Raw genomic sequence first — 26,977 nt, forward strand, 5'->3', positions numbered from 1 at the left:
GGCAGGCGCGGGCTCTCCCCGTGTGATCCCCACCTGGTGTGTATCGGTCCCCGCGGGAGCTGCCCAGAGGGCTCGACAGGGTGACGCTGTGCCAGTGACCAGCTACGCAGGGTTCTCGCAGGGGTCGGACGGCACGGTGGTGACACCCGGCCACCCCGGCCGGGACACCGAGGAGGACAAGATGCGCAAGACGATCACCACCGGCGCGCTGGTGCTCGCCGCCATGGCTCCCGCCACGACCGCGAACGCGGCTGAGGACGCTGTCATCGACCGGTACCACAACGTCGCTACCGGGCGGGTTCTCGACGACAGCGAGTTCGGGCTTCGCGTCATGCCCGACTACCACAACGACCACCAGGCGTGGTTCGTGCGGTCGTGGGGTGACGGCTCGGTCCAGATCAGGAACAAGGCGACCGGCAACTGCCTGGACGACAGCTTCGAGGCCGGCCTGCGCAGCTTCCCGTGCAACGAGATGGCGTACCAGGACTGGTACGGGACAGTCTGGGGTGACAGCACCGTGACCCTGGTGAACAAGGCCACCGGCAGGGCCGTGGACGACAGCGTTGAATTCGGCCTGCGCGCCTTCGACCGCAACGACGGTCCCGCACAGCGCTGGTGACCCCGTGCCCGTCGTGCCCGTCGAGGGGTCGGGCACGACGGGGCGTCCTCCTCTCCTGCCGCGGCGTGCGCTTCTCGGCAGTTCAGCCGGTGGGTCTGCGCGCCGAATCAGTTCGGCGAATCCGATTCGAATGACGCCTGGTCGAGTGGTTGGAAGCTCAACGCCATGTCGATGATCGACCCACGCGCCGTGACCGGAAATCGTTTCGTCCCATGAACCATGATCAACGCACGGGTGCGGCGATGCTCCGCGTGCTCGGCGGAATCTTCCTGGCCGTTTGCCTCGGGATGTGCGTGTGGGCGCAGTTCGTCACGTTCGAGGGACCGCCCACCTGCGGCGGTGAGCCGATGCGGCCGGGGCACGTGTGCTTGGACTTGGGCGGCGACAGCCCGACCGTCACCTACGACCAGGCCTACGCGGCGCAAGAGGCCACCGTGGGCCTCAAGGTGCTGAACGGAGCGGCGGGTCCGGGCGCTGTTGGCGCGATCGCACTCATCCACGCGTGCCGGCGCATGATCAGCGCGCACCGGTTCACCGTTCGCGAGGCGATGCTGCACACCCTGCTGTTCGCCACAGCGCCGTTGCTCACGATCGTGGTGATCGTGCAGGTCCTGGCCTCGAACCTCGGCTTCGGATGGAGGTCGCCGATCGGCGTGCCGGGCCTCACCCACGGCGTGCTCCTCGCGATCGTCGCGGTCGCGGGCGCCGCGGTCACGGCCTACTCGCGGCACGAGCAGATCAGAGCGGCCGAGGTGCGGGCCGCGGCACGGCAGCGACTCGCGAACCCGGCACCGGCGGGCCGGAAGGCCGACGACCGGTGTTGAACCGATCCACCGTCTTCCCGGAGCGTCGAACTCGGTTGCGGGCACCGCCGGCGGCGGTCAGCGACAGCATCCTTGGTGGAGCTGTACGGGATCACCACCGCGCCGCCCGACGCCCTGGCCGGCGTGCGCACCCGCTCGCGGGTCGACGCGCCACCGATGCCCGACCGGGCGCCGCTCCCGGCGCACCCTGCCCGATGGGACGGCGGACACCGCGCGATCGCTTTCCCCGCCGCTCCCAAGAGGACGCACGACCGGCTGCGAGACCGGGTCAGTGTCGCAAGTGGACGGTCGGCGACTCCGACCGCGGCCATCCTTGACCCGCAGAGTGCGAAGACTTCCCGCAACGTCAACGAATCCGACCAGGAGATCGGTGCGAACAAGAAGATCAAGGGGCGCGAGCCGAGCACATCGCCACCGATGTGCTCGGCTCGCTGCTCGCGGTGATCGTGACCGCGCGCCGGTCTGATCGGTCTGCCAGGCACGCCCGGTCTCCGCAGGCACGGAGCCGCGCTCCCGTTCAGCTGATGACGAGCGTGAGCTTCCCGCCGGGGTGACCGTCCTCGCTGTCGATGTGCGCGGCGGCCGCGTCCTGGAGCGGGTAGCTCTTGCCCTGCGCGATCCGGACCCCGCGGTCGGTCACCCAGCAGGCGACCCTGGTCAGCACCTCTCGCGACTGCTCCGGACCCGAGTACGGGATCCCCAGTTCGAAGGCGGCCCCGTCGGCGATGGTGACGATCCGCTCCTTCGTACCCCGCAACTCGACCGACCCCGGCAGCACCCCGTGCCCGGCGGCGTCGAGCACGGCGTCCACCGGTCCCGGCGTGGCCCCGCGAACCCGCTCCTCCCAGCCGTCGCCGTAGAGGACGGGCACGACCCCCAGCGACTTCAGGTCGTCGAGGTTCCGGCCGCCGGCGGTGCCGATGACGGTAGCGCCCCGCGCGACGGCCACCTGCGCGGCGAAGCGCCCGACCGCGCCGCTGGCGCCGTGCACCAGCAGCGTCTCGCCTTCGCGGACCGCGAGCTGTCCGAGGACGCGAAGCGCGGTCTCGCCTGCGACCGGCAGCGCCGCCGCGTCTGCCCACGAGATGCCTGCCGGCTTGAGTGCGAGCGTCCTCGCCAGCGCGTACTCGGCGTAGCCGCCGGTGTCGGGCCAGCCGAACACCTCGTCGCCGACAGCGAACTCCGCGCCCTCGCCGGCGGCGTCGACGACGCCGGCCACTTCGAAACCGGGGGTGTGCGGGAAGGAGATCTGGAAGTTCTGCTGCTTGGAACCGTAGCGGACCTTCCAGTCGAGAGGGTTGATCCCGGCGGCCCGGACGGCCAGCCGCACCTGCCCCGTGCCGGGTTCCGGCACGGGGATGTCGGACAGCCGCAGGACTTCCGGCCCGCCGTAGGCGGAGAAGGTGATCGCTCGCATGGTTCTCTGCGTTCCTCGGGTCATGACGTCGAACGTCGACGGATGCGCTGACGTGCCCGGAGCGCCGAGACCGCGGGCACGATCGCGGGGCGTTCACCGCGGCCGGAGGCTCAGGAAACAGCCGCGTTCGTGGGCACGGTCCAGCCGGTGGATCGGATCCACTCGGCCAGGTCCAGGGTGGCCGGCTCGATCGCCCGCACCACCGCGAGGTCCGACGGGTGTTCCGCCGCCTTCGCGAACTGGCGGAACATCGCCCTGTCGAGGTCGCTGGGAAGCACGCTCAACGGGAGGGCCTCGTAACGTGCCGGGAGCCCGGCGCGCGCGCCGAACGCTGCGGCGATCCGAGGGCCTGTCAGCTCGTCGGCGACGAGATCGACGGCTCCGCCGGGTGCCTCCGCGGTGTCGAGCAGGATCGCGGAGGCGATCCTGCCGATGTCCCTGACCGAGATCATCTTCAGGGCGACGTCCTCCGGCAGCGGCAGCCTCAGCACGATCTTTCCGTGCTCCAGGCTCGGCGCCATCTCCTCCATGAAGGGGGCAGGGCGAACCATCGTGGCCCTGAGGCCGGACTTCCTCAGGTGCTCCTCGATCCAGTGCTTCGAGTCGTGGTGCGGCACACCCGCCTCCCGGTCCGCGCCGATGACCGAGTTGAACACGACGTGCGGGACGCGTGCCGCGACCGCCGCGTCGACGAGTGCGGTGCCGATGCGGATCTCCGTCTCGACCCCTTCGAGGCTGTTCGCCTCCGGGGTCATGAAGGAGAACGCCTCGACCGCCGTCAGCGCGGCGGCCAACGACGCCGGGTCGTCGGTCCGGATGGCCGCCAGCTCGACGCCGCGGGCGGCCAGCGCCCGAGCCCGCCCGGACTCGGGGTCGCGGACCAGAGCCCGCACCCGCGCCCCGCGGTGCAGTAGCGCGTCGACCACCGCTCCACCCTGTCGCCCCGTCGCACCGAAGACCGCGATCGTGCCGGTCGTCCGTGTGCTCATCGCTGCCACCCTTCACCAGCGGCCTCGACCTTGATCTGTTGTGACATGTCTCCAGGGTGCGGTCTGCGGCGCCAGGCGCGCCACTGGTATCACGCCAGGTTCTTCCGAAAACCCGCCAGTGGTGGGTAGCCTCGACGGCGTGTCCGACCCCAGCGGCGAGCCGAGCTTCTGCACCGACGATGCGCCGCTGTCGGCGTCGCTGCCCCACGGCGCCGACGTGGCCGCGCACTTCCACGACTACGGCCAGCTCCGCTACGCCGCGCGTGGGGCCCTGGTCACAGCGACCCGGGTGGGCACCTGGGTGGCGCCTGCCAGCCGGATCATGTGGGTGCCGCCCTTCGCGGTGCACAGCAGCAAGGCGTACGGCGAGACGGACATCCGGGTGCTGTCGCTGCCCGTGACGCTGACCGGACAGCTTCCGGCCGAGCCGTCGGTCTTCGTGGCGAGCGCGTTGCTGCGCGAGGCCTACCTGGCGCTGATGACCGAGGGCGAGCCGCTGGAGAGCCCCCGTGCGCGGCTGCTGATCGACGTCGTACTCGCCGAGCTCGCCCGCGCCGCACAGGAGCCGCTGCGCCTCCCGGAGCCGAGCGACCGGCGTCTCAAGGCGGTCACCGACCTGCTCCACGCGGACCCGGCAAGCTCGGCGACCCTGGCCGAGCTTGGCCGCCGCGCCGGCGCCGGCGAACGCACCCTGAGCCGACTGTTCGGCAGCGAGCTGTCGATGAGCTTCCACCAGTGGCGCACCCTGCTGCGCATCCAACGGGCGCTGATCGAGCTCAGCGACGGTGCCTCGGTCACCGCCACGGCGATCCGGCTGGGCTGGTCGAACCCCAGCAGCTTCATCGACGCCTTCACCGGGCTGGTCGGTCAGACACCGGGGAGCTATCGCTCGTCGGCTCGGTCCTACCGCAGCTCCCCTGGGTGAGAGGTCGGCGGAGCGACCGTGGTTCCTGGCGGAACACCGGTGGCAGCCCAATGGTGCGGGAGCTCACGCTGGGAGGGTGACTCCCTCCTCCACCACCCAGAGCGCCTCGCCAGCATCGACGGCCTCGGCCGGTGCGACGCTGAGCGACCTCATCGTCCAGTCGCTGACGCGGCACAGCTCGTCGGAGGCGTTCGTTCTGCCGCACCGCACACGACCACAGTCCAGCGATGAGGCGTGCCCCTGGTGCCGGTCGACGGCGGTGCCCACGCGGTCCTGAAGCAGGAGTCCGAGTTCGCGTTCCATGATCCGTCCAGTGGTGAGCAGCGTCCGCCGCTGACCGAGTCACGACCTGACGGTCAGCCGACGGTGGGACGCCCGCGCCCGCGACTGGGGCCGTCCGACCACTCAATGGGTCGCAGCGGAAAACGGGAGGCCAGGTGCTCCTGGAGGATGAGGTGCCGGAACTGGAGGACCGCGCCAGACTGGCGGAACACGCCGCGTCGGTGCGCGTCCTCCAGGAACGGCACCAGCCGCCACGGTAGGCGGTCCTGCGCCGCCAGCACGAGCCGTGCTGCGGCGTAGTACGGCCATACCGAGAACTGCACGGCCACCAGCAGGCCCAGCACGCACCCGGCCGCCAGCGCGAACTCGATTTCGCGCAGCGCCGTCACCGCCGGAGTCGCGACCGTCGACGCTACGGCCCACGTGCCCAGGAACTCCACCCTGGCCCGCCGCACGGCCGCTCTGGGGTCGGGTTCGCGCAAGAAGTCCGAGTCGCGCTCGCCGTCGATGCCGTTGTAGGAGCGGAACGAGTCCTGATCGTCATCGAAGAAGGAGCGGGTGTTGACCGGGGCGTGCGTCAGCCACAGCTTGAACACCGTCAACGCCGCGAACGACGCGACCAGCCCGACACCGATCGCGATATCGGCGCTGAACCACGCCTCGGGCAGGACGAACTTCGCGAACATCGCGACCGTCCCGCCGTACATCAGCACGAACGCCGCCATGAACGGGGCAATGGTCAATGACCCGACGACGTTGCGCAGCACCTTGGGCACGACGGCCACGCTCGCCGCGGCGAGCATCGTTCCCGCCGCGGCGCCGGTACCACGACCACCCCACCACGACAGTGCGGCCATCAAACCGATCACGAGCCCGATGCGCGACGGGCGGACGGTCGCGTGCAGATCCAGACAACGCAAGTGCGGACCCGCCCTGAGCACCCGCAGGTGTCCCGCGAGATGTCCGAGCCACGTCGCGGCCCGTGCCGGGTCGTAACGGCGGTCGCCCATCGCGTGCTCGCCGTAGACAGCGGGCAGGTAGCCGTCCAGCAACTGCTGCCGCAACGCAGCCTCGTCGGGCTGTGCGGCCAGCGTCGCCGGGTCGGAACGCGTGGTGCTGTACTGAGTACGGGCCAGCCACGCCATCAACGGCGAGGACAAGACCGCCGCCAGCGGGCCGTCCGCTCGCAGGCCGTCCACGACAGGGTCCCAACGCCTGTCGCCGGGAGGGCGTCCGGCGGTGAGGTAGCGGACCAGGGCGTCGACCGTGACCGGCTGGATCTCCACGACCGGCGTGTCGGCCACGATGACCCCAGCGTCCGCGACGGCCCGCTCGTACACGTCCGAACGGCACGACACCACGAACCCAGGCAACTCCACGACAGCCTTGTTCAACTCCCGCACGACATCCGGCCCCATGCCGTCCGGCATCTCGTCCAAGCCGTCGAGCACCGGCAGCACCCGCCCGCTCTCCACCAACCGCGCACACAGTGCCTCGTGCTCGTCCTGGTGGCCGGGTAGAGGTGGATAGAGAGTGGCCATGCGCCGCGCGCACCACTCGGCCAGCGACAAGTTCGGGTCGGGCACCCATCGCGACACGTCCAGCGGCACGGGCACCGGTCCCTCGCCGTCGAGCAGGCGCACGACCATCAGGAGCATCGCCACGCTCTTGCCCGCCCCTGCTTCTCCCAGCACGACGAGCCGCGGCGCGGCCCGCAACACGTCCGGCAGCTCCCACACCTCACCTTCCAGGGCGCCGGGCTCGGCGACGTCGCGCCGCGTACTCGCCCAGCGGACTTCCAGCGCGTGCGGCCCCAACTCCCGGACACCGACTTCGCGCCGAACTCGGCGCCCCACCTCGGCCGCCAGGTGCTCGACGACCATGTCTGGCGACACACCGCCCGATCGGCGAGCGAGGAACACCCCGTGCACGGTGACCAGCAGGCCGATCAGCCCGACCAACAGCCCGCCCACGCTCGCCGCCTTGTCCAGGCGGTCCGCGAGTTCGCCCGACTGCGCGTACACCCAGGCGGCGCAGCCAACCGCTAGCGCGACCGACCCGCCGCCGACCGCAACCGATGCCCGCATCCTCTTCACCGCACGATCATCCCCGGTTCCGCGGCGATGGTTTGCCGTTGATCTTCGTTGTTCTGCACCAACCGTTCAAGTGCGCAGAGCCCGCCAGCAACCACAGGCGATTCGTTCACGCCTCACCACCGTGTCCATACCGTCGAACGCAGCCCATCACCCAATCGGCGTACACCACCGAATCCGCGAAGCAGGCCCGGACAACCGGGCTGCGATTCGTCCGGACCGACGTCGCGGACCTGACCGTTCCGCGCAGAGGTGGCGGAGTCCGGGTGTACCTGGCGGGGCGATGGCGGAGTCCAGGACCAGTGGGCGAGGGTTGGTGCGAGCGGGCCGTGCTCTACCGGGAAGGTGCCTCGGTGCGGAACCTGGACCTCGTGCCCGGCGGCGCCGGGCCGGCGACCCACGAGCTGTTCGACATCGCGTTCACCGACGAGGAGGACGAGCAGCGCCTGCCGTTGACCAAGGCGTGGCGGATCCCGTTCGAGTCCTGCCTGCCCGTGCGCGAGTTCCCCTCCTACAAGGGCCAACGGCGCTGCTCCGGCCACTGGTGGACCACCACGACGGGCACCCTGGTCGCGTACGAGTCCCGGGTCGAGCGTGACACGCTGATCCTGCTCGACTTCGACGCCGACGTCATGGACATCGCCTCCCAGCCGTTCTGGCTGTTCTGGACCACGGCCGAAGACAAGCCCCGTAGGTCAGTACGGCAGTACGTAGGCGTGGCTCATGTCGGAGTCGTGCGTGGTCGTCGAGCCCTGGGAGTCGGTGAGGTCAGCAGTGCCGTGGATTCCGGCGGTCTGGCCGCTCAGCCACTCGGCCTTGACGTAGGCGTTGAACCGGGGGATGCAGCCCGGCGCCGTGCTCACGGTGAAGTCCGATTTGTTGAGCGGCACGTACTTGTGGTGCATCCAGTACGGCACGTCGTGCGTGACCTGGATGCTGCTGTCGGCCTTGCAGAGTGCGCCGTCCGACTTCCACTGGTTGACGAAGAGCGTGAACTTCACCTGCGCAGACCCGTACGTGTCACACGGGGCGTCCGGATGGCAGACCTTCAGGTTGACGTCGCCGACGACGTTGAGGCCCTGCACTGCCGAGGGGAGGTCGAAGTGGTCGAGGGCGGGCAGCCGCAGTGTGCCGCCGTTGAGGGCGTGCGTCCCCGCGCTCACGCTGGACTGCGCCGGTTGCCCGTCGGCGGCGTTGACGACCGAGGTGTCGGCGAACGTGAGGTACCCGCTGACCAGCCGGTAGGTGGCGGCGCTGTCCCGGCTGAGCGAGTTGCCCCGCACGTTCGCGGTGCAGGTGACCCTGCCTGCGACGCCGGGGTGGACGAGGAACCGGGTGTAGAGCGTCACGTCCCGCAACGGGGAGCCCGAATCGATGTCGTAGACGTTCTGCCCGATCACCATGTTCTTGCTCCAGCCGCCCGGTCCCTGGCAGACGACCTCGTTGTCGAAGAGGCTGCGGATGGTGGCGTCGTTGACCCGCATCTTCGACACCACGTATGCGGTCTGCGTGGCGGTCATGTCCAGCGAGATGGTGCCTACGGGAGTGACGCTGTGCACGACAGGCCGGACCTGCTTGGGCACCGAGATCGTTTGCGGGGTGAAGGTAGCGAACGTCTCCGCCTGCGCGGGCGTGGCGGCAAGCATGCCCGCGGTCAGAGCGAGTACCGCCGTCGCGGCCAGGGAGCGGACGTTCAAGTCGGACCTCCTCATCGGCGCTGGCCACTGTGATTACGGTCTGGACCGTAATCACGGTAGCCGCGGTACTCCCGTCGTCGAATCCGCCAACCAGGTCCGAACAACTCGATCGATCGCAGTCAGGACCTACGGGGCGGACTGCTGGTCACCGGACTGGGCATCCGCCGTCTTCGAGCGGAACGGACAGGACCACAGGTCAATCGCGTTTCGGCCCGCAAGGTTCGCGTGTGCGCCGTTCCAGGGGCCCGAAAGGAAGGTGATGGCGATGCCGTTCTGGTTCTCGCCGCCCCGCAACCCCGACGATGCTGGTGTTCCCTCCGGGGGGGTGGCGCGCTCCCGCGCAGGTCGCGCTGGAGATGGGCAAGGTGCTGCTCGGTCAGCTGATCGCCTCGGCGTCGCGGTGTTGGCGGGAGTGACCTGTCTGCGCCGTTGGCGGAACAGGGCCCGCCCGCGACGTGGGCGGGCCCCTCGTCGAGGTGGCGCGCGCAGCGGCGGTGACGATGTGGGAGCCACCTGGCGAGTGACGGGACCCCGATAGTTGGGCCGGGTGATGCGGCCCCCTGTTGCTGAGCCGCCGTCATGGGAGTTGGGGGCTGCACTGGACCTCGTGCCAGAGCGCCTCATACTCGCTGGGGCTGATCTGGCCCAGGTAGCTGTGGCGCCGGTGGAGGTTGTAGAAGTTGTCGATGTAGTCGGCCATGGCCACGGTCAACTCCAGGGTCAAGGTGCACACGATCGTGTGACTCGCAATCTCCAGGCCTGGCCAGCGACGCCGCAGCCCCGCCGCGTCCGCAGAGCCGCTCAACGGCCCCAGGGCAACCAACACGAGCGGGAAGACGTTGCGCGGGAACCGCAGCCCGGAGTCCTTGGCGCGCGTGAACTCGTCGGTGCTGATCCCGATGGCCTGCTCGGCGCAGACCCCGCGCGGTACCCGTCGCGGATGCGGACATCCCAGTAGCTCCCGCGCGGCCTTCTTGAGCGGGGTGATCTTGTAGTCATCAGTGCTTATCCGCACCTCGACTGGCCGGGCGCGTTGGGGTGCTGCACCGTTGTCGCGGCTGCACGCCTCGGCCGAGTGCGCCGAGCGCAGCGACTCGGCCACGTGGCGCGCTGTTGACGTTGGCACACTGATCACATGACAGGTTTGACCGCTGAACTCGTGGTCGAGGGTCGCGTCCCGCAGACACCGGCTCTCGCTCCGAACGGGCATCTGCTCTGCTACGTTCTCGCCCCCATCAGCCGAATCGGTGACCACCTCGACACCGCGCTCTGGCTGGCCGACATCGACGGCGACGGTGTGTGGAGTCGGGTGACCGCCGACACCGCGACGGAGTCCCTGCCCCGCTGGTCCGCGGACTCGGGCACGTTGTACTTCCTGTCCGACCGCGCCGAGCGTGGCGCTCCGCAGCTGCACCGGCTCACCCCCGCCGACGACGTGGTGACCGCGGTGACCCACTGGCGCGCCGGCATCATCGACCACCGGCCGCTCGCCGATCCCAACCTGATCGCGCTGCTCGCCGAGGACGAGCCCACCGAGCAGGACGTGCGCCGCGCCCAGGACCGTGACGACGCCATTGTCGTCGGTGAGCGCGAACCGCGTGCTCGGCTGCGCCTGCTTGACCTGCGCACCGGCCAGGTCACCACCCCGGATGTGTTCGGCGACAGGCACGTCGTGGAACTGCGGCAACGACCCGACGGTGGCCCGCTCGCCGTGCTCACCCAGGCCAGCGCCGACAAGGACTACGGCCCCCGCACCGGCCGGCTGCACCTGTTCGACCCCGCCACGGGGACCGCGGAAGACCTCGGACCGGTCGAGGTCGACGCACAATCCCTGGCTTGGTGGCCGGCTGAAGACGGTTGGCACCTCGGTTACCTCGCCCTCACCCCACCGGTCCTCCACGCAGGCACCGCCGTGTTCGACCTGGCTATGAGCAGCCGCGTCCGCCGCAACCGCACCGCCGACCTGCCGATGTGCCCCACCGAACTGCGCCAGACCGACGCCGCCCCGCTGGTGGTCTTCGCCAACGGCCTGAACACGACCCTGGCCCGGCTCGACCCCGACGGTCCCACGCCGCTGTCGCAGCACCCCGGCCACCTCGACGCCCTCACCACCACCCCAGCGGGCAAGACGATCGCGGCACTGACCGGCACCCGTCACGAACCCACGAACGTTTGTGTCGGGCCACCGACCGGGCCGCTGCGGAAGATCACGGACACCCGCCCCGAACTGGACGGCATCGCACTCGGTACCCAGCGACCGCTGGCCTATCGAGCCGCCGACGGCCTCGATCTGGACGGTCTGCTCGTACTGCCGGCCGGGAAGTCCGCCTCGGACGGCCCGTTCCCACTCGTCACGATCGTGCACGGGGGCCCCGACGACCGGTACGCCGATCGCCTCCAGTTGTTCTCGTTCCACGGCGCACAGGCACAGTGGCTGGCCACCGCCGGGTACGCGGTGTTCCTGCCCAACCCGCGCGGCGGCCAGGGCCACGGCCACGCGTTCGCGGCCAGCGTCGCGGGCAGGGTCGGCCGGGAGGAGTGGTCCGACATCCTGACCGGCATCGACCTGCTCATCGCCGAGGGCATCGCCGACCCCGACCGACTGGGCATCGCCGGCGGCAGCCACGGCGGCTTCATGGCCGCCTGGGCGATCGGGCAGACGAACCGGTTTCGCGCCGCGCTGGTCAACGCGGGTATCACCGACTGGGGAATGCTCGCCGCGACCGGGGAGCACGGCCAGCTCGAGGGCGCACTCAGCGGCAGCATCGGGTGGGAGGGGATCGGCCCACACCCGCACGACGCGGTCAGCCCGATCTCCTTCGCCAGCCGCGTCCGCACGCCGGTGCTCATCCTGCACGGCGCCGAGGACACCAACGTCCCCCTCGGCCAAGCCGTGTACTTCCACCGGGCCCTGCGCCATTTCGGCGCCGAGCACGAATTCGTCATCTACCCCAGGGAGGGCCACTCGATCCGGGAACGCAACCACCAACTCGACGTCCTGCGTCGCACCCGCGCCTGGTTCGACCGCTGGCTCCAGCCCTGACCGGACGTGCCTGGTCCTGGCACCGTTGTTCCCACACTGACGACCGCAAGAAGCAAAGGCGATCTCGGCCAGACCGTGCTGCAAGTACCCGTTTCCGAGCTTGAGCGGGTGGAGGGCCTGTGGTGCGCGGACGAGGGAACTCCTGGTAGATCGGACGGTGTCTATGCGCCGTTCCACCAGGAGTTCCGTTGTCGTGCCCGATGCCCGCGGGCTGTTCCACCGAGGGTGCCCCGTGCTGCCGCCTGGCCGCCTCCCACCAGCCCACCCCACGGACGGCTCGGTAGCCCACCGACCTCACCGACGCCCAGTGGGGTGAACTGGATCCGCTGCTGCCCGATCCGGCGTGCCTGGCAGGCCGGGGCGGTCGGTGGGAGAAGCACTGCCGTCGGGTGATCGTGAACGCGATCCTCGACGTGGTCGACAACGGCATCAAGTGGCGCGCACTGCCCGCGGACTTCCCGCCCTGGCCCACGGTCTACGAGCGCTTCGCCCTGTGGGAGAAGGCCGGTGACAGCGTCTGCTCGACGCGTTGCGCGACCGCGTCCGCCTGGCGGAGGGCCGGGTGGCGGCTCCGTCGGCGGCGGCCATGGACTCGCAGTCGGTGCGCGCCGCCGAGACAGTCGGCCATGCCACCCGCGGCTACGACGCGGGCAAGAAGGTCCCCGGCCGCAAACGTCACATCGTCGTGGACACCATGGGGCTGCTGTTGGCCGTGGTGGTCACCCCGGCCTCGACGCAGGAACGAGTCGCCGCGCAGCCTGCTGCGGCGGATGCGCGACACCGCCGGCAAGCGAACCTCGTTGGTGTGGGCCGACGGCGGCCACACCGGCCCCCTGATCCACCGGGCCCACAAGACACTTCGTCTGGTGGTGGAGATCGTCCACCGTCCCGATCCGCCGTACTTCACCGTGCTGCCCAGAAGATCGGTGGTGGAACGAACCCTGGCCTGGATCACCGGCCACCGCCGCTGCGTCCGCGACTACGAACGACTACGACACAACCACGAGGCCATGATCCGCATCACCGTCCGCCGACTCAATCAACGGACGTAGCTCGGAAACGGACACCTACACCCTGCCGCAACTCGAAGTGTTAAGCGTGGCCGTGAGTAGGCGCCAGCAAGGTGGAAGAACTACTCAACTTGCGTAGTTCTTCCACTTCTTTCCGGGACGGTCTCATTCGCTTGCGAGGTCGACGTCAGCGGGCTCGGACCAGCCCTTGTTGGTAGGCGATGACAACGAGTTGCGCGCGATCGCGTGCCCCGACCTTCGACATCGCCCGGTGGATGTGCGTGCGCACGGTCAAAGGGCTCACGAACAACCGCTCACCGATCTCCTGGTTCGACAGGCCGTGCGCGGCCAAAGCGGTCATCTCGCGCTCGCGGTCGGTCAGGGCCGCGAGCAACCCCTGGGGCACATCGCTGATGTCGCCGTTACCGGACAGGAAGCGGTCGATCAGCGCGCGGGTGGCGGCGGGCGAGAGCAGCGCTTCCCCGGCCACGACGGTTCGAACCCCGTCCAGCAGACCCTCTGGCGTGACGTCCTTGCCGAGGAATCCGCTCGCCCCGGCCTTGAGCGCACGGGCCACGTGTTCGTCGGTTTCGAAGGTGGTCAGAATCAGCACGCGGGTACCCACGAGGTCATTGGCGGAGCAAATCTGCTGTGTCGCGGCCAAGCCGTCGCGGAGCGGCATCCGGATGTCCATCAGGACCACGTCAGGACGGTGGCGCCGGGCGAGATCGATCGCCTCCTCGCCGTTCGAAGCCTCGGCGACGACCGTCATGTCGTCGCAGGAGTCGATCAGCATGCGGAACGTCGAGCGGAGCAGCGCCTGGTCGTCGGCGAGGAGGATGCGGATCATCGGAGCACCTGGTGTTCCCGCGTCGCAGTTCACGGCGCGCGCTCGTCGGGCGAAGTCGTCCCCTGCCCCGGTTTCCCGATGAGGAGCTTGCTGCTGCGCCGGAACGCCCACACGACGACCACGGCCACCGCCAGCGACATCGGTGTGCCCATGGCGATGCGGGCGAAGCCCAGGCCGTTGGTGCTGTCGACGAGGTAGAGCCACTGCTGGACGCCGAACCGCGCGCCGAGGACCACGGCCGCCGCCAGCGTGGCGAAGAAATGCGCTCGCAGGACGCCGCGGTCCTCCCTCCAGGGGTTGTTCCGGCCGTGGGTGAAGTTCCAGATCACCCCGGTGACAGGACGGCGGATCAGGAGTGAGAGCGCGGCGATCAGGAAACCGACGAAATAGGCCCAGATCCCGACGACGAAGTAGTTCTTCGCCGAGCCGGTCACGGCGACGAGTGCCGCGGCGAACGCAATGCCGACCAGGCTTCCCAGCGCCGTCAGGGGACGCTCGCCTTTCAGCAGCCGGAACGCCACGAGCCCGAGCCCGACCACGACGGAGATGACGATCGTCGCGGTCAGCGGGAGGAGCGCGTTGGCCGTGACGAAGACGACGACCGGGATCGTCGCGTAGAGGAACCCCTTTCCCTTTGGTTTGCCGAACCGGTCGGTCGCCTTCTCGGGCACGACCGGATCGCCGTTCGGCGGAGAAGCACCGGGTATGGCTTCCCCTCGCTCGAACTGGTCGTTGATGGGCTCGGTCACGATCATTTCCTCCTACGATCAAGGCGGTGCCACAAGAGCACTGCTCATGTCACGACCTCGTAGTTGGATGGCGGTTGGCCATCGTTTGGGCGAGTGCGAGCGCTTCGTCGAAGTTCGCTCCTCGGGCGATCAGCCGCCGGCACCTCATGATGTGGCGCTGTCCGTCGAGGGTGAGTGCCCCGCTCAGCTCGTCACCGCGGCGGTAGAGGGCCACGAATCGCTCGCCCGCCGACTCCCCCGACACCACGACGTGTTCGTCGCCGTCCGCGACACCGGCGAACTGGATGCGCGAGCCGTACCAGTCGGACCAGAAGCAGGGTCCGGTACGGCTCGGCCACGGCTGGAAACAGGGCGTTCCGCGCCGCCCGTGCTCCCTGCTCGGCGGCGTTCGACCAGTGCTCCACCCGCATCGACGTGCCGAACCGGGGGCGTGCCACCGGGCGACGTCGCCCGCCGCGTAGACGTCGGCGCCGCCGGCTCGCAGGTGCTGGTCGCAGACGACCCCGTCATCGATGGGCAATCCGCTGCCGGCAAGCCACTCGGTGGCTGGGGCCGCCCCGATCCCCGCTACGACGAGGTCGGCCTCGATCGAGGTGCCGTCCGCCAGGTGGAAGCGTTCGACGCGCCCGCTCCCTTCGATCGCGGTGACCTCCTGCCCGCAGGCCATCGTGGTGCCGTTCCTCTCGTGCGGGGAGGCCAGCGCCTGCCCGATGGACCTGGCCATGGGCGCGGGCAGCGCTTCGCCGATCGTGGTCGGCAGACCACGCCCGCGAGCTGCCGACGTGACCTCCGAGCCGATGAAGCCCGCTCCGACGACGACCGCCTGAGCACCTTCGTCCAGGGCGCGGCGCACCGAACGGGCGTTGTCGAGGGGCGCAGGACGTGCACGCCCACCAGACCGCTCGCGCCCCGCGGCCCACGAGTGCGCGCACCCGTCGCGATGATCAGTGCGCTGCAGGGGATCTGTCCTTCCCGCATGCGCACGACACGGGCATCGGGATCGAGACCTGTCGCGTGCTCGCCGTGCAGCACGTCGACGCCGTGGTCGTCGGCGAGCTCGGGGTGACCGCGGAGCGGGACGTGGTCGATCGGCGCCCCCGCGGACAGGAACTCCTTGCTCGGCGGAGACCGGTCGCGGAGAAGGCGGGCCTCCGCTCCGACCAGGGTGATCCGGTCGTCGAACCCGGCCTCGCGGGCGGACTCGACCGCCCGGAGGCCCGCGAGCGAGGCACCGGCCACGACGAGCGCGCCGCGGTCGGGTCTGTCCATTTGCGACGCCACCCCGGTCACGCCTCGAACTTCAGTGCCTGGGTCGGGCAGCCCTCGACAGCCGCGGCCACGTCGGCCTCGGCGGAGGAAGGCACCTCGACGCGCAGGACGGCCAGGTCGCCGTTGGCGTCCACTTCGAAAACCTCGGGCGCGAGGGACTCGCAGATCCCGATTCCGGTGCACTTGGCCCGGTCGAGCACGATCCTCACCACAGCGCCGCCTCCTGCGCCGCGGGGCTCAGGCGGACGTGCATCCGCTTGACGCCGGGCACCATGTTCGACCGCATGCGGACCACCTCGCCGTCGAGTTCCATGCCGGAGAACCGGGAGATCAACTCCTCGAAGAACACCCGCGCCTCCAACCTGGCCAGCGACAGACCCAGGCAGGCGTGCTCGCCCGTGCCGAACGCGAGGTGAGGGTTGGGTTTGCGGGTGACGATGAACTCCTCGGCATCGGCTCCGAAGACGTCCTCGTCGCGGTTCGCGGCGCCGTAGAGCAGGATGACCGTCTGTCCCTTCTTGATGACCTCGTCCCGGAGGGTGACGTCCTCGGTCGCGGTGCGGGTCATGTGGGTGACCGGGGTGGTCCAGCGCAACATCTCCTCCACCGCGCTGGGGATCAGGGCGGGGTCGTCCACGAGCTTCTGCCGTTGATCGGGGTGGTTGATCAGCGCCAACGTGCCCAGGGCGATCAGGTTGCGGGTGGTCTCGTTCCCGGCGAGCAGCAGCAGGCGGAGGAAGTTGACGATCTCGTCGTCGGCGAGCTTCTCACCGTCCACTTCGGCGTCCAGCAGGGTCGAGACGAGGTCGTTGGCGCGGCTCGACTTCCGAAGTTCGATCAGGTGCTGGAAGTAGTGGCTGACCGCGCCGAACGCCTCTTGGGGCGTCATGGCGATGTCCGGGTCAGCCGCACCGATCACCGCGTCGGACCAAGCGCGGAAGTCCTCCCAGTCCTGGTGCGGCGCGCCGATCATCTCGGCGATGATCCTGGTCGGTACCGGCGCGACGATCCCCTCGGCGAATTCGAGGCTGACGCCTGCCTCGACCCGATCGAGCGCACCGCGGACGATGTCGCGGATGCCGGGCTCCAGCAGGGCGATCTGGCGCGGCGTGAACCCCTTGGACACCAGCCTGCGCAGGGCGCCGTGCCGCGGCGGGTCAGTGGTGATCAGCATCTTGCTCACACCGCCGGACGGGCGGTTCGGGTCTTGCACGTTCACCCCCTGGGCCGAGGAGAACAGGTGTGGCCGCGCACCGATCCACTTGATGTCCTCGTAGCGCGTGATCGCCCAGGAACCGCCGTTGGCGTCGTTCCAGTGCACTGGTGACTGTTGGCGCAACGCCCGGTAGGCAGGCGCCGGATCCCCCAGGTAGAACTCGGGTGATCCCAGCTCGTAGTCCATGTCCGCTCCCTCCGAGAGGCACTCCCCCGACGCCTCGACATGTAGCACCGTACACGTAATTTATGCGACCCTCTACACCTAATCCGCGACGCTGGGTCGCGGTCGTCACACGGGAGTGCCGCTGTGGGCCAGACCTCTTCGCCGAAGTTTCTGGTGTCCGTACTCGCGCTCACCGGGATCACCGTGTCGTTGCAGCAGACCGTCGTCATCCCTCTCCTGCCGGCACTGCCGCGGCTCCTCGACGTCTCTGCGGCCGACGCCTCGTGGGCGGTCACGGTCACGCTCCTGGCGGGCGCGGTGGCGGCGCCGGTCAGCGGGCGACTCGCCGACATGTGGGGCAAGCGGCGCCTGCTCCTCATCTGCCTGGCATCGCTCGTCGCCGGTTCGGCGGTCGCGGCGCTGAGCGGTTCCCTGGCACCTCTGCTGGTCGGTCGCGCACTGCAAGGACTGGCCACCGGCGTCGTGCCGCTGGGTATCAGCCTCATGCGCGACCACCTGCCCCAGCCGCGCCTCGCGCCGGCCACCGCCATGATGAGCGCGTCACTGGGCGTTGGAGCGTCCCTGGGGTTGCCGCTGTCGGCGCTGCTCGTGCAGTACGCGAACTGGCGCTTGCTGTTCTGGGTGTCCGCGGGCTTGGCGGCACTGGCCGCGCTGCTCGTGTCGACTCTCGTCGCGGAGTCGCGACAGCGGACCGGCGGGCGTTTCGACGCCCTGGGGGCCGCGCTGCTCACGGCGGCTCTGGTCTGCCTGCTCCTGACGATCTCGAAGGGTGGCCTCTGGGGTTGGACGAGCTTCACCATCGGCCTGCCCGCCGGGTCGGCGGTCGTCCTGCTGGCGGCGTTCGGCGCCTGGGAGCTGCGCGCCCGTCAGCCCCTGATCGACCTGCGCGCCAGCCGGGTCCGGCAGGTGGCGCTCACCAACGCGTCCTCGGCGGTCTTCGCCGGCGCGATGCTCATGAGCCCTCTGGCCTTCACCCAGCTGTTGCAGATGCCGGTGGCCACCGGTTACGGACTCGGGCAGACGATCTTCATCGCGGGGCTCCTCCAGGCGCCAGGCGGATTGTGCATGATGGCGATGTCCCCGTTGTCGGCGCTCATCACCCGGACCGCGGGCCCCCGGCGCACACTGATGATCGGCACCCTCGTCGTCGCAGCCGGTTACGGCTTCGCGGCGCTGGCCCACTCACACCTCTGGCAGGTGCTGCTCTGCACGATGGTGGTCGGCGCCGGGATCGGCCTGGGGTACGGCGCCGTCCCCTCGCTGATCATGGCGGCCGTCCCGGTCACGCAGACCGCGGCCGCCAACAGCCTCAACAACCTCTGCCGCGCGCTGGGCACCTCCAGCGCGAGCGCGGTCACCGGTCTGCTGCTGGTCGCCTCGACCACGTCCGTGGGCACCCTGACCGTCCCGTCGGAGACCGCGATCGTCGCCATCCTCCTGCTCGGCGCGGGCGCGGCCCTGATCGCACTGCTGATCTCCGCCTTCATCCCGAGGCGCGCCGTCGAACGGAGTCCCGCGGTGGCCGCGACGACGCCGACCTGATGGACGGGCTAGTCGCGGAACTCCTCGGCGCCACGGCGGGCGAACCTGATCAGCATCTCCCCGAACATCTCCCGCTCCTGCGGGGTCCAGTCGGCGAAGACCCGCCGGATCCGTTGCCGGTTTTTGGTGCGCATGGCGTTGAGGTGATCCGCGGCCATCGGTGTGAGGCTCACCACGAGCGCGCGACGGTCGCGCTCATCCGGCTGACGGTCGATGAGACCGCGCTGCGCCAGCTCGTCGAGGTGGCGCGTCACGGTCGTGCGGTCCAGGCCCAAGGAGGCCGCGAGAGCCGAAACCCGCTGCGGCCCGTCGCGGTGCAACACCATCAGCGGCTGGATCGTACCCCGGCCCAGGTGCTCGGAGAAGCTGGCGGCCAGGTCCTCGAAGTAGGTGTTCGAGGCGCGCGTCAGCAAGGTGATCGCCTCGATGACCCGGTCTTCCAGCCGTTGTCGTTGCGCCATCGCTCCATCCTGGACTTGCCGCGCCCGCATCGGGCTCGGCGTGAGTCTACTGCCGTTCCCTACTGCGATCCCCGTACGCGGTGCCCGCATCCGAACGACGACGGGGGCGGGGTCCGGACGGGAAGCTTCGAGCCACGTTCGAAGGAAGTGGAGTGTCTTGTCATGGCTGGATTGCTGAGTCGTCTTGGCCGGTTCTCGTTTCGCCATCGGTGGCTGGTCGTCGTCGTGTGGTTGGTGGCGCTGAGTGGTTCCGTGCTGCTGGCCGTCAAGTCGGAGGGGCCCGTCACCACCAGGCCGACCATGCCGGGAATCGAGTCCCAGCAGGCGTTCGACCTCATCAAGGAGCGGTTCCCCGGTGTGGCCGCGGACGGTGCGTCGGCCACCATCGTGTTCGTCGCCCCGCCGTGGAGGTCGGTGACGGACGCGGAGAGCCAGCGGACCATCGAGGCGGCGCTGGCGTCGGTCTCCGGCGGTCCTCAGGTGTCACGGGTCACGCCGCCGTCGGCGGGCGGGAGCATCAGCGCGGACGGTTCCACCGGCTTCGCGTCGGTGACCTACGCGGTGCCGTCGCCCGACGTGACCGACGAGTCGCGTGCCGCGCTGGGCAAGGCGGTGGAACTGGCCCGAGCCGGGGGGCTGACCGCGGAGGTGTCCGGCTCGGCGCTCAAGACCGGCACCAAGATGAGCGCCGTGGAACTCATCGGGGTCGCGATCGCGGCGCTGGTGCTGCTGATGACGTTCGGTTCGCTGGTGGCGGCAGGCCTGTCGCTGATGACGGCGATCATCGGGGTGGCCATCTCGTTCCTGTGCGTCTGGGCGGCAGCCGGACCGATGGGGATGATGATCACCAGCGGGATGCTCGCGCTGATGCTGGGGCTGGCGGTCGGCATCGACTACGCGATGTTCGTCGTCTCGCGCTACCGGGAGGAACGCCACGGCCCGGACGACGCCGAACGGGCGGCCGGTCGCGCGGTCGGAACGGCGGGCTCGGCGGTGGTGTTCGCCGGGATGACCGTGGTGATCGCACTGGCCGGCCTGTCGGTCGTGGGCATCCCGATGCTGGCGAAGATGGGCGTGGCCGCCGCGGGCGCTGTACTGGTGGCCGTCCTGGTGGCGCTCACCCTCGTGCCCGCCCTGCTGGGTTTCGCCCCGAACCGGGTCCTGGGACGGGCGCGGCACCACATCGGCGTGCCCACTCCCGAGCGCTGGTCGCCCGCCCAGGCGTGGATGGGCTTGGTCCTGCGCAGGCCGCTCCTCATCACCCTGGCCGGTGTCGGCGTGCTGGCCGTGATCGCGGTTCCCGCACTGTCCCTGCAACTCGGCACGCCGGGGGACGCGGCGCTGCCCGCCACGGCCACCCAACGCCAAGCGCACGACCTGCGGGCCTCAGCGTTCGGGGCCGGGTTCAACGGCCCGTTGACGGTCGTGGTCGACGCACGCGACGCCGATGACCCGAAAGCCGCGGTGACGCTCGTCGCGGAAAGCGTCAAGGCGACCAGCGGCGTGGTGTCGGTCTCGAAGGTGACCTTCAACCAGGCGGGTGACACGGCCATCTTCAGCGCCGTGCCGTCGACCGGCCCGACCGACGAGCGCACCGAGGACCTGGTGGAGTCGCTGCGCGCCGATCGCCCCCTCGTGGAGGCGGCCAACCTGGTGACCTACGAGATCACCGGCACCACCGCGCTGGACATCGACATGGCGCAGAAGACGCAGGCGGCCCTGCTGCCGTACATCGCGATCGTGGTGGGCCTGGCCCTGTTGCTCCTGCTCGTCGTGTTCCGGTCGGTTTGGGTGCCGGTCAAGGCCGCGCTCGGCTTCCTGCTGTCGCTGTTCGCCTCGCTCGGGGTGATCGTCGCGGTGTTCCAGTGGGGTTGGGCGGCGGATCTGCTCGGCGTCGAGCAGGTCGGACCGGTCATGAGCCTGATGCCGATCCTGCTGGTGGGCATCGTGTTCGGGCTGGCCATGGACTACGAGGTCTTCCTGGTCTCGCGGATGCGCGAGGCGCACACGCACGGCAAGCCCGCTCACGAGGCGATCGTCACCGGCTTCCGGCAGAGCTCCAAGGTCGTGGTCGCCGCCGCGGTGATCATGGTCGCGGTCTTCGGCGGGTTCGCGGCCGCCCACGAACCGCTGATCAAGATGGTCGGCCTCGGGCTCGCGACCGCGGTCTTCTTCGACGCCTTCGTGGTCCGGCTCACGCTAGTCCCAGCCGTGCTGCGACTGTTGGGCGAGCGGGCCTGGTGGCTGCCCCGGTGGCTCGACCGGGTGCTGCCCCACGTCGACGTCGAGGGCGAGGCGCTGAACGACGAACAGCCCGGACCCGAGCCCGACCGAACGCCCGTCCACGCGCTGAGCGGGCGTTGACCGTCCGGGTGGAGTCGAACCGATGAACGTGGTGACCGCGCTGGTCGCGTTCCTGTTCGCCGCCCTCGGTGCCAGCCTCGGCACCGAGGGCATCTTCCGGCCGGCAGAGGTCCTGCCCGGCGCCATGCTCAGCCTGGCCGCGAGCGTCGCCCTGTTCGCCGCCGCCCGACATCCGCGCGTGGCGACCGTGATCGCCGTCGGCTGCGAGGCCGCCGCCTGTGCGGCGGACTACCTGCCGACGCCGTTGCTGCTGGCCCCGCTGATCGGGTGCCTGTACCGGCTGACGGTGTCGGCCGGCCCAAGGGCGACCGCCTGGTGGACCGGGTTCGCCGTCGGCGCGGTGATCCTGGGCGGAATGGCGGGCGACACCACACCCACGGGCGGGTCGTTGATCCTGCGGACCGCCGGTGTCGCCCTGTGGCTGCTGCCCGCGGTGTTCGCCGGACGCATGACCCATGCCCAACGGGCGTACCTGCGGATGGTCCAAGCCCGCGCCGAGGACGCCGAGCGGGGCCGCGACGACGAGATCCGCCACCGGATCAGCGAGGAACGCCTGCGCATCGCCCGTGAGCTGCACGACGTCGTCGCGCACCACCTCACCGTTGCCAACGCGCAGGTCGGGACCGCGTCCCATCTGATGGCCGAGCGTCCCGAGCAGGCCCGCCAGCTGCTCACCGGGCTGAACCGCTCCACGTCGGCGGCGCTGCGGGAACTGAAGGCGACCGTCGGGCTGCTTCGCGACTCCGACGACGATCCTCCCGCGTGCACCACGCCCGCGCCGGGCCTCGACCAGCTCCCCGAGTTGGTCGAAGCCTGTCGGTCAGCCGGGATCGACGTCACCGTGCGCGTCGACGGCCCACCCCGGCCGCTGCCTCCGCTGGTCGAGCTGACCGCGTTCCGCATCGTCCAGGAAGCCCTGACCAACGTCACCAAGCACGCGTTCGGCCCGGTCGTCACGATCACCCTGACCTACGCCGAGGACACCTTCTTCGCCCGCGTGGTGAACACCGGCGCCCGTCCCGGCCCGGCGGGATCGGCGGGATACGGGTTGATCGGCATGCGGGAACGCGCGCACGCGGTCGGCGGATGGGTGTCCGCAGGCCCGGCCGACCACGATCTGTACGCTGTCTTCCTCACCATCCCACTGGCCACGTGGCAGGAGCACCAGGTGCCCTGGTGATCCACTGCTACTCCTGGACCGACGCCGTGCCCACCCGGCGGCAGATGGTGGAGGAGGCCGCGTGCGCAGGCGACGTGGACGGCGGCGGTGTGGTTGTGATCGTCGAATGGACTCGCACTGGGTGCATGGGCATGCCGGTTACCGGTGTCGTCATGGTCATTCGAGCAGCCGGACCCGCACAGCGGACACTCCCCTGCCGTTGTACTTTCGCGAGGAATTACTGATCACCAGGATCGGCACCCGCCTCGCCGGAAACGATCACGAGGATCGACCGAGTCCTGCGGAGGTTGCTACGTTCCTGCACGTCAACGCGATGACGGTCACCTGCTACACCGACCGTATCGCCATCGGGAGCCAGCCCTGAAAATACGAAAATCCGGACCGCAAAAGTGCGATCCGGATCCGTGGGGTAAAACGTGACCGAGGGGGGACTTGCGCCCCCACAGCTGCGCAATTTCGCAATATCTGCGAAATTCACCATGCAAGAGAAATTAGCAGGACGTTCCGTAGATCATCAACGGAGCCCGCGGACAGTCTGCGCCAAGGGATGCGGTTCCTTGGTCAGCGCCGACACCGCAGTGGCGACCTCCTCGACAGACGCCCGGACGTACGTGGTGGTAGTTCCCGCGTCCCGCGCACTGGAGTGCCCCGCGAACGCACGTGCCACCGCGTAGCCGAAGTTGCGTTCCACCCACGTCAACGTGGTGTACCGCAACCAGTGCGCACTCACCTGCTGCGCCCGCACCCACGCCAGATGCTTGCCCAGCCGCTGCCACAGGTAGCCGTATCGGCTCTTCGTGATGGGCTTTCCGTTGGCGTACCGGAGAATCGGCCCACTGTGATCACCTCCACGATGGGCGGCATGGGCGAGGAGATGGGCGATGAGTGTCGGCGACACCGGTTGCCACCGTTGGGTCTCTCCTTTCTCCCGCAACAACACCAGGCACTGCTGCTCGTCGACATCGACCAGGCGCAAGCCGAGCGCGCCTCCGCGCCTGCAAGCGGTCTCGATGTGCAGGCGCAGCAGCAGCGCGTCCAGTGCGGGATCGTTCCCGGTGGTGGAGGCGATGTGCATCAGTTCCTCGACTCGCGTGTCGGGCAGGCCTCGCCGAGTGGACGGTTGTCGTCGGGGTTTGGCCACTTTGGCGGCGGGATTGGTTGTGTCGCTGATGATGCCGTCGGCGAGGGCATGCTGGTAGAGGCAGCGCAGTGCGCCGATCAGGTGTTCGGCGGCGGAGTTTCCACCGCGGGCGTTGCGGCGCGGCACCGCCGTGCGCTTGACGTGTTCGGCGAGCGCGGCGATGTCGGAGGGTGTGATGTCGTCGAGTCTCCGTTCGCCCCAGTGGGCCAACACTCTGTTCCAGTAAGGGGTGTAGACCTTGCGTGATCCGGCCGGTACCGCGTCGATCACGGTCGGCAGGTAGTCGCTGAACGTTGGCGCGTGAGGCTTCGGTGTCGGGTCTTCCAGCAGGTCGGCTACCGAGACGCCGAGTCGTGCCAGCACCATCCGTGCTGTTTCGAGATCGACCGGACCGTCCGCCGCGAGGTTCACGACTGCGCGTTTTCTGCGAGTTCGGTGTTGTGCCGGACCACCATGCGGTCCAGAGCGGCCATCGTGTGGATGAGCAGCACTCCCTGCTCGGGCGCGGCCGCCAGCAGCACGCGGTCGCCGGGTGACAGCCCGCACCAATGCCTCATGGCGGCGGGTATAGTGACCAACGTGTTGCCAGGGACGCGGAAGGCACCAGAGGGATGGCGTCGGGCCACGATGACATCCGCTACTCGCGCGAAGTCCAGGCTCTGACCCGGCTGCCATCCCAGTAGCCGCGTGATCAAGCGTTCACTCGCGCGTCCTCCTCCATCCAGTGTGGCGATGCCGTAGACCATGGATCCATCTCGAGACAGCGCACCAAGATCGAGCAGCGGCAGCGCGGCGATGTTCCGCGCTTCGTCTGCCGAGAAGGTCGGGACGACGGCATTGATCACCAGTTCGGCGATCGTACGATCGTACGAACTGTCATCCATCAGGGCGCGTCCGCTAGTGTGATGCACCTCGACGGGCAGAGCAACGCGACATCATTCGCTTCGCCACCGACCCAACTCACTCTTCCCGCATAGGACGACACAGCCACTCCTCCGCCCTCCCCCAACCCATGCCGTACAGACTGCACCCCACCGAGGACATCACCTTTTCCACTTACCGGAAACTGATCCAACTGACACCTCGGGCGTACATCACTTCATATCACATCAAACTGACGTATGCGTGTAACAGTGAAACACATGGAATTCAGGAGACTGTAGAGGAGGATGAGGATCCTGGAGAACATTTCAGTAGAATGAGTCGCAGTGATATCCGTATTTGGTTGCGCCACGGGATATGGCATTACCCATCCGACTTGAGTCGGCTGTACTCACCGTCTTGCTCACCACCCCTCGTCCATCACCGAAGGCGGCTCGGGTGACCCCTGCATCGTAAGCGCGGCACGAGGCGTACTCATAGGCTTGGTATTGACCTTGCTGCGCCGTCGGTGCACCGTCGGGCATCACCCGGCTGGACAACGCCTGACGCGACCATCGTCATGCTCGTCAACGTCCTGAGCCGTCGGTCAAACAGTTCTAATGCGACCCGCGGACAAACTCAGCGCGAAGGCCTCACTGCTGCGTGCCCCTGGGTGCCAAAGCCGACCGCCGACCCCAGGTCCCGGAACTCGGCGCCGTGGTCAGGAGCGGCTCGATGCTGGCGCCTGTAACGGCAGCCGGGTCTACTACTCGAAGTGCCCTGCGCGGCGAGTGCCGAGTCGGACATGTTCACGATGTTGCGATTCCTCGCCAGTCCCGAAGGGCTGGCGCTGCATGGGCGGGATCACGTCATCGACGTCCGCCTTCTGGTTGCGATCCTCGCCAGTCCCGAAGGGCTGACGCTGCCCCCGACCGCGTCGAGATCGTCCTCATGGCACTAATGTTGCGATCCTCGCCAGTCCCGAAGGGCTGGCGGTGCCTTGATAATCCCGCCCGAGTCCGCTCCGTTGAGGAAGTTGCGATCCTCGTCAGTCACGACGGAATGACGCTGCTGTTCCTGCTCACCGCGCAGACCACGGGCAGCAGTAACTGGCAGGCGTGGAACGCCGCGTACAACGCGATGTTGCGATCCTCGCCAGCCCAAAAGGGCTGACGCTGTTCGTGACCGCGGGGCAGTCCCACCACAGGCGTCCGTTGCGATCCTCGCCAGTCCCGAAGGGCTGACGCTGCCAGCAGCGAACTCACCCAGCAGCGCGACATCTACGAGTTGTGATCCTCGCCAGTCCCGAAGGGCTGGCGCTGCACGTGCGGGTTCAGCAATACAGATGGATGGATCCGTTGCGATCCTCGTCAGTCCCAAGGAACTGGCGCTTCATCAAGCAAGGGGTTCGCAATCCCCGGCGATCTTCCGGTTCCGTGCGAGTTCCGCTTCGCTGAGCGCGGAGCCCCATCCGCTCCTCATCTCTTGGATGGAACCCACCTGATGTCTGCGGCGGCACGCAGTCCGCACCGCGACCGGCTCTTGGCCGCCATCGAGCAGATCTGCGGCACGCTGCGCGCCGGTGCCGATGACAGCGAGGACCAGCGGCGATCGATCCCACGATCCTGGCCCCATTGCGCGACGCGGGGTTGCTGGCGGCGCTGGTTCCCGCTGAGACCGGGGCTTGCAGGTGGATTCGCTCACCGAGTTGGAGCTGATCGAGGCGGCGAGTTTCCTTGACGGCTCCACCGGGTGGACCTACTGGGCGTTAGCGAGCAGTACTGCGCAAGCGACGTCGATGCTGCCACCGAAGGCTGGCGCTGCGATGGCCAGGTAAGAAGACCGGCCGCCCATCTCGATGTTGCGATCCTCGCCAGTCCCGAAGGGCCGACGCTGCCCACCTTCCGGAGGCCCTGCCCAACTATGCGCTGGTTGCGATCCTCGCCAGGCCCCAGGGGCTGACGCTGCTCGCTCAGCACGCCACCGATGGCGGCCTCGAACACCATGTTGCGATCCTCGCCAGTCCCAGGGGCTGACGCTGCACGCCTCCTGCGCCTCGTTGGCGATCGAGCGGTTGTTGCGATCCTCGCCAGTCCCGAAGGGCTGAGGCTGCTGGATGGTGTCGGCGGTGTGGGGACCGTCGCTGGGGTTGCGATCCCCGCCAGTCCCGAAGGGCTGGCGCTACGCCCACCGCAGTCTGCACGTAGATCAGACCCGGCACGGTGTTGCGATCCTCGCCAGACCCGAGGGCTGACGCTG

The 26,977-nt window shown here is 69.1% G+C and carries 22 protein-coding genes and 3 pseudogenes; 10 read left to right on the forward strand and 15 right to left on the reverse strand.

Features of this window, described 5'->3' with window-relative positions:
- The first annotated feature begins 94 nt into the window (after positions 1-94).
- Together VFZ92_RS14970 and VFZ92_RS14975 are read left to right on the forward strand one after the other, a co-directional pair.
- Entirely contained in the window at positions 95-619 is a 525-nt protein-coding gene (locus VFZ92_RS14970; protein ID WP_330876515.1) for an RICIN domain-containing protein, read from the forward strand.
- A gap of 212 nt (positions 620-831) precedes the next feature.
- Positions 832-1,443: a hypothetical protein gene (locus tag VFZ92_RS14975; RefSeq protein WP_330876516.1), complete on the forward strand. Its 612-nt coding sequence runs from the start codon at positions 832-834 to the stop codon at positions 1,441-1,443.
- Positions 1,444-1,960: 517 nt separating this feature from the next.
- Here the strand turns inward: VFZ92_RS14975 and VFZ92_RS14980 are convergent.
- Both VFZ92_RS14980 and VFZ92_RS14985 read right to left on the reverse strand, forming a co-directional pair.
- Complete coding sequence (locus VFZ92_RS14980) at positions 1,961-2,860, reverse strand: NADP-dependent oxidoreductase (protein ID WP_330876517.1); 900 nt, start codon at positions 2,858-2,860, stop codon at positions 1,961-1,963.
- Positions 2,861-2,970: 110 nt separating this feature from the next.
- Positions 2,971-3,849, reverse strand: a complete 879-nt coding sequence (locus VFZ92_RS14985; protein WP_330876518.1) for an NmrA/HSCARG family protein — start codon at positions 3,847-3,849, stop codon at positions 2,971-2,973.
- A gap of 139 nt (positions 3,850-3,988) precedes the next feature.
- Here VFZ92_RS14985 and VFZ92_RS14990 point away from each other — a divergent pair, with 139 nt between their 5' ends.
- Complete coding sequence (locus tag VFZ92_RS14990) at positions 3,989-4,774, forward strand: helix-turn-helix transcriptional regulator (RefSeq protein ID WP_330876519.1); 786 nt, start codon at positions 3,989-3,991, stop codon at positions 4,772-4,774.
- Between the two features lie 63 nt (positions 4,775-4,837).
- On the opposite strand, the gene VFZ92_RS14995 is transcribed toward VFZ92_RS14990, so the two are convergent.
- The 4 genes from VFZ92_RS14995 to VFZ92_RS15010 form a co-directional block, all read right to left on the reverse strand.
- The gene (locus VFZ92_RS14995) at positions 4,838-5,077 is read right to left on the reverse strand and encodes a hypothetical protein (protein ID WP_330876520.1); all 240 of its coding nucleotides are present in this window, start codon (positions 5,075-5,077) and stop codon (positions 4,838-4,840) included.
- A gap of 53 nt (positions 5,078-5,130) precedes the next feature.
- Positions 5,131-7,152, reverse strand: a complete 2,022-nt coding sequence (locus VFZ92_RS15000; RefSeq protein WP_414719896.1) for an NACHT domain-containing protein — start codon at positions 7,150-7,152, stop codon at positions 5,131-5,133.
- Between the two features lie 692 nt (positions 7,153-7,844).
- On the reverse strand, positions 7,845-8,846 hold the full coding sequence (locus VFZ92_RS15005) for a hypothetical protein (RefSeq protein ID WP_330876521.1): 1,002 nt from the start codon (positions 8,844-8,846) through the stop codon (positions 7,845-7,847).
- 577 nt (positions 8,847-9,423) lie between these two features.
- A complete protein-coding gene (locus tag VFZ92_RS15010; RefSeq protein ID WP_330876522.1) occupies positions 9,424-9,948 on the reverse strand; it encodes an IS3 family transposase in 525 nt (174 codons plus the stop codon).
- A gap of 33 nt (positions 9,949-9,981) precedes the next feature.
- On the opposite strand from VFZ92_RS15010, the gene VFZ92_RS15015 reads away from it, so the two are divergent.
- The 4 genes and pseudogenes from VFZ92_RS15015 (at position 9,982) to VFZ92_RS15020 (ending at position 12,941) form a co-directional block, all read left to right on the forward strand.
- On the forward strand, positions 9,982-11,889 hold the full coding sequence (locus VFZ92_RS15015) for a S9 family peptidase (RefSeq protein ID WP_330876523.1): 1,908 nt from the start codon (positions 9,982-9,984) through the stop codon (positions 11,887-11,889).
- Between the two features lie 305 nt (positions 11,890-12,194).
- Positions 12,195-12,386, forward strand: a pseudogene (locus VFZ92_RS42485) (transposase); the annotation flags it as partial.
- An 89-nt stretch (positions 12,387-12,475) separates the two neighbouring features.
- Positions 12,476-12,613 (forward strand): annotated as a pseudogene (locus tag VFZ92_RS42490) (transposase); the annotation flags it as partial.
- 46 nt (positions 12,614-12,659) lie between these two features.
- Entirely contained in the window at positions 12,660-12,941 is a 282-nt protein-coding gene (locus VFZ92_RS15020) for a hypothetical protein (protein ID WP_330876524.1), read from the forward strand.
- 145 nt (positions 12,942-13,086) lie between these two features.
- On the opposite strand, the gene VFZ92_RS15025 is transcribed toward VFZ92_RS15020, so the two are convergent.
- The 6 genes and pseudogenes from VFZ92_RS15025 to VFZ92_RS15050 all read right to left on the reverse strand — a co-directional run bounded on the left by VFZ92_RS15025 (position 13,087) and on the right by VFZ92_RS15050 (position 17,169).
- Entirely contained in the window at positions 13,087-13,749 is a 663-nt protein-coding gene (locus VFZ92_RS15025) for a response regulator transcription factor (RefSeq protein ID WP_330876525.1), read from the reverse strand.
- Positions 13,750-13,778: 29 nt separating this feature from the next.
- Positions 13,779-14,498 carry a DUF3159 domain-containing protein gene (locus VFZ92_RS15030; RefSeq protein WP_330876526.1) on the reverse strand — a complete coding sequence of 240 codons (720 nt, stop codon included), beginning with the start codon at positions 14,496-14,498 and terminating at the stop codon, positions 13,779-13,781.
- A gap of 49 nt (positions 14,499-14,547) precedes the next feature.
- Complete coding sequence (locus VFZ92_RS15035) at positions 14,548-15,351, reverse strand: NAD(P)/FAD-dependent oxidoreductase (RefSeq protein WP_330876527.1); 804 nt, start codon at positions 15,349-15,351, stop codon at positions 14,548-14,550.
- Between the two features lie 101 nt (positions 15,352-15,452).
- Positions 15,453-15,767 (reverse strand): annotated as a pseudogene (locus VFZ92_RS15040) (FAD-dependent oxidoreductase); the annotation flags it as partial.
- 17 nt (positions 15,768-15,784) lie between these two features.
- The gene (locus tag VFZ92_RS15045; protein ID WP_330876528.1) at positions 15,785-15,976 is read right to left on the reverse strand and encodes a ferredoxin; all 192 of its coding nucleotides are present in this window, start codon (positions 15,974-15,976) and stop codon (positions 15,785-15,787) included.
- The gene (locus VFZ92_RS15050; protein ID WP_330876529.1) at positions 15,973-17,169 is read right to left on the reverse strand and encodes a cytochrome P450; all 1,197 of its coding nucleotides are present in this window, start codon (positions 17,167-17,169) and stop codon (positions 15,973-15,975) included. Before VFZ92_RS15050 ends, VFZ92_RS15045 begins: the two co-directional genes overlap by 4 nt.
- A 153-nt stretch (positions 17,170-17,322) precedes the next feature.
- Between VFZ92_RS15050 and VFZ92_RS15055 the strand changes: the two genes are divergently transcribed.
- A complete protein-coding gene (locus VFZ92_RS15055) occupies positions 17,323-18,711 on the forward strand; it encodes an MFS transporter (RefSeq protein WP_330876530.1) in 1,389 nt (462 codons plus the stop codon).
- A gap of 8 nt (positions 18,712-18,719) precedes the next feature.
- Here VFZ92_RS15055 and VFZ92_RS15060 read toward each other — a convergent pair whose 3' ends face one another.
- Entirely contained in the window at positions 18,720-19,172 is a 453-nt protein-coding gene (locus VFZ92_RS15060; RefSeq protein ID WP_330876531.1) for a MarR family transcriptional regulator, read from the reverse strand.
- A gap of 234 nt (positions 19,173-19,406) precedes the next feature.
- On the opposite strand from VFZ92_RS15060, the gene VFZ92_RS15065 reads away from it, so the two are divergent.
- Positions 19,407-21,536 carry an MMPL family transporter gene (locus tag VFZ92_RS15065; RefSeq protein WP_330876532.1) on the forward strand — a complete coding sequence of 710 codons (2,130 nt, stop codon included), beginning with the start codon at positions 19,407-19,409 and terminating at the stop codon, positions 21,534-21,536.
- 22 nt (positions 21,537-21,558) lie between these two features.
- A complete protein-coding gene (locus VFZ92_RS15070) occupies positions 21,559-22,716 on the forward strand; it encodes a sensor histidine kinase (protein WP_330876533.1) in 1,158 nt (385 codons plus the stop codon).
- A gap of 514 nt (positions 22,717-23,230) precedes the next feature.
- Here the strand turns inward: VFZ92_RS15070 and VFZ92_RS15075 are convergent.
- Both VFZ92_RS15075 and VFZ92_RS15080 read right to left on the reverse strand, forming a co-directional pair.
- Positions 23,231-24,268 carry a tyrosine-type recombinase/integrase gene (locus VFZ92_RS15075; RefSeq protein WP_330876534.1) on the reverse strand — a complete coding sequence of 346 codons (1,038 nt, stop codon included), beginning with the start codon at positions 24,266-24,268 and terminating at the stop codon, positions 23,231-23,233.
- A complete protein-coding gene (locus tag VFZ92_RS15080; protein ID WP_330876535.1) occupies positions 24,265-24,741 on the reverse strand; it encodes a hypothetical protein in 477 nt (158 codons plus the stop codon). The genes VFZ92_RS15075 and VFZ92_RS15080 overlap by 4 nt, the downstream gene beginning before the upstream one ends.
- Between the last annotated feature and the right edge of the window lie 2,236 nt (positions 24,742-26,977).

It is taken from the genome of Umezawaea sp. (assembly GCF_036375055.1).
GTDB lineage: Bacteria > Actinomycetota > Actinomycetes > Mycobacteriales > Pseudonocardiaceae > Umezawaea.

Coding starts and splice junctions, on each gene's coding strand:
- VFZ92_RS14975 (WP_330876516.1), top strand. CDS start 832: ATGAACCATGATCAACGCACGGGTGCGGCGATGCTCCGCGTGCTCGGC.
- VFZ92_RS14980 (WP_330876517.1), bottom strand. CDS start 2,860: ATGCGAGCGATCACCTTCTCCGCCTACGGCGGGCCGGAAGTCCTGCGG.
- VFZ92_RS14985 (WP_330876518.1), bottom strand. CDS start 3,849: ATGAGCACACGGACGACCGGCACGATCGCGGTCTTCGGTGCGACGGGG.
- VFZ92_RS14995 (WP_330876520.1), bottom strand. CDS start 5,077: ATGGAACGCGAACTCGGACTCCTGCTTCAGGACCGCGTGGGCACCGCC.
- VFZ92_RS15015 (WP_330876523.1), top strand. CDS start 9,982: ATGACAGGTTTGACCGCTGAACTCGTGGTCGAGGGTCGCGTCCCGCAG.
- VFZ92_RS15020 (WP_330876524.1), top strand. CDS start 12,660: ATGCGCGACACCGCCGGCAAGCGAACCTCGTTGGTGTGGGCCGACGGC.
- VFZ92_RS15025 (WP_330876525.1), bottom strand. CDS start 13,749: ATGATCCGCATCCTCCTCGCCGACGACCAGGCGCTGCTCCGCTCGACG.
- VFZ92_RS15050 (WP_330876529.1), bottom strand. CDS start 17,169: ATGGACTACGAGCTGGGATCACCCGAGTTCTACCTGGGGGATCCGGCG.
- VFZ92_RS15060 (WP_330876531.1), bottom strand. CDS start 19,172: ATGGCGCAACGACAACGGCTGGAAGACCGGGTCATCGAGGCGATCACC.
- VFZ92_RS15070 (WP_330876533.1), top strand. CDS start 21,559: ATGAACGTGGTGACCGCGCTGGTCGCGTTCCTGTTCGCCGCCCTCGGT.
- VFZ92_RS15080 (WP_330876535.1), bottom strand. CDS start 24,741: ATGGATGACAGTTCGTACGATCGTACGATCGCCGAACTGGTGATCAAT.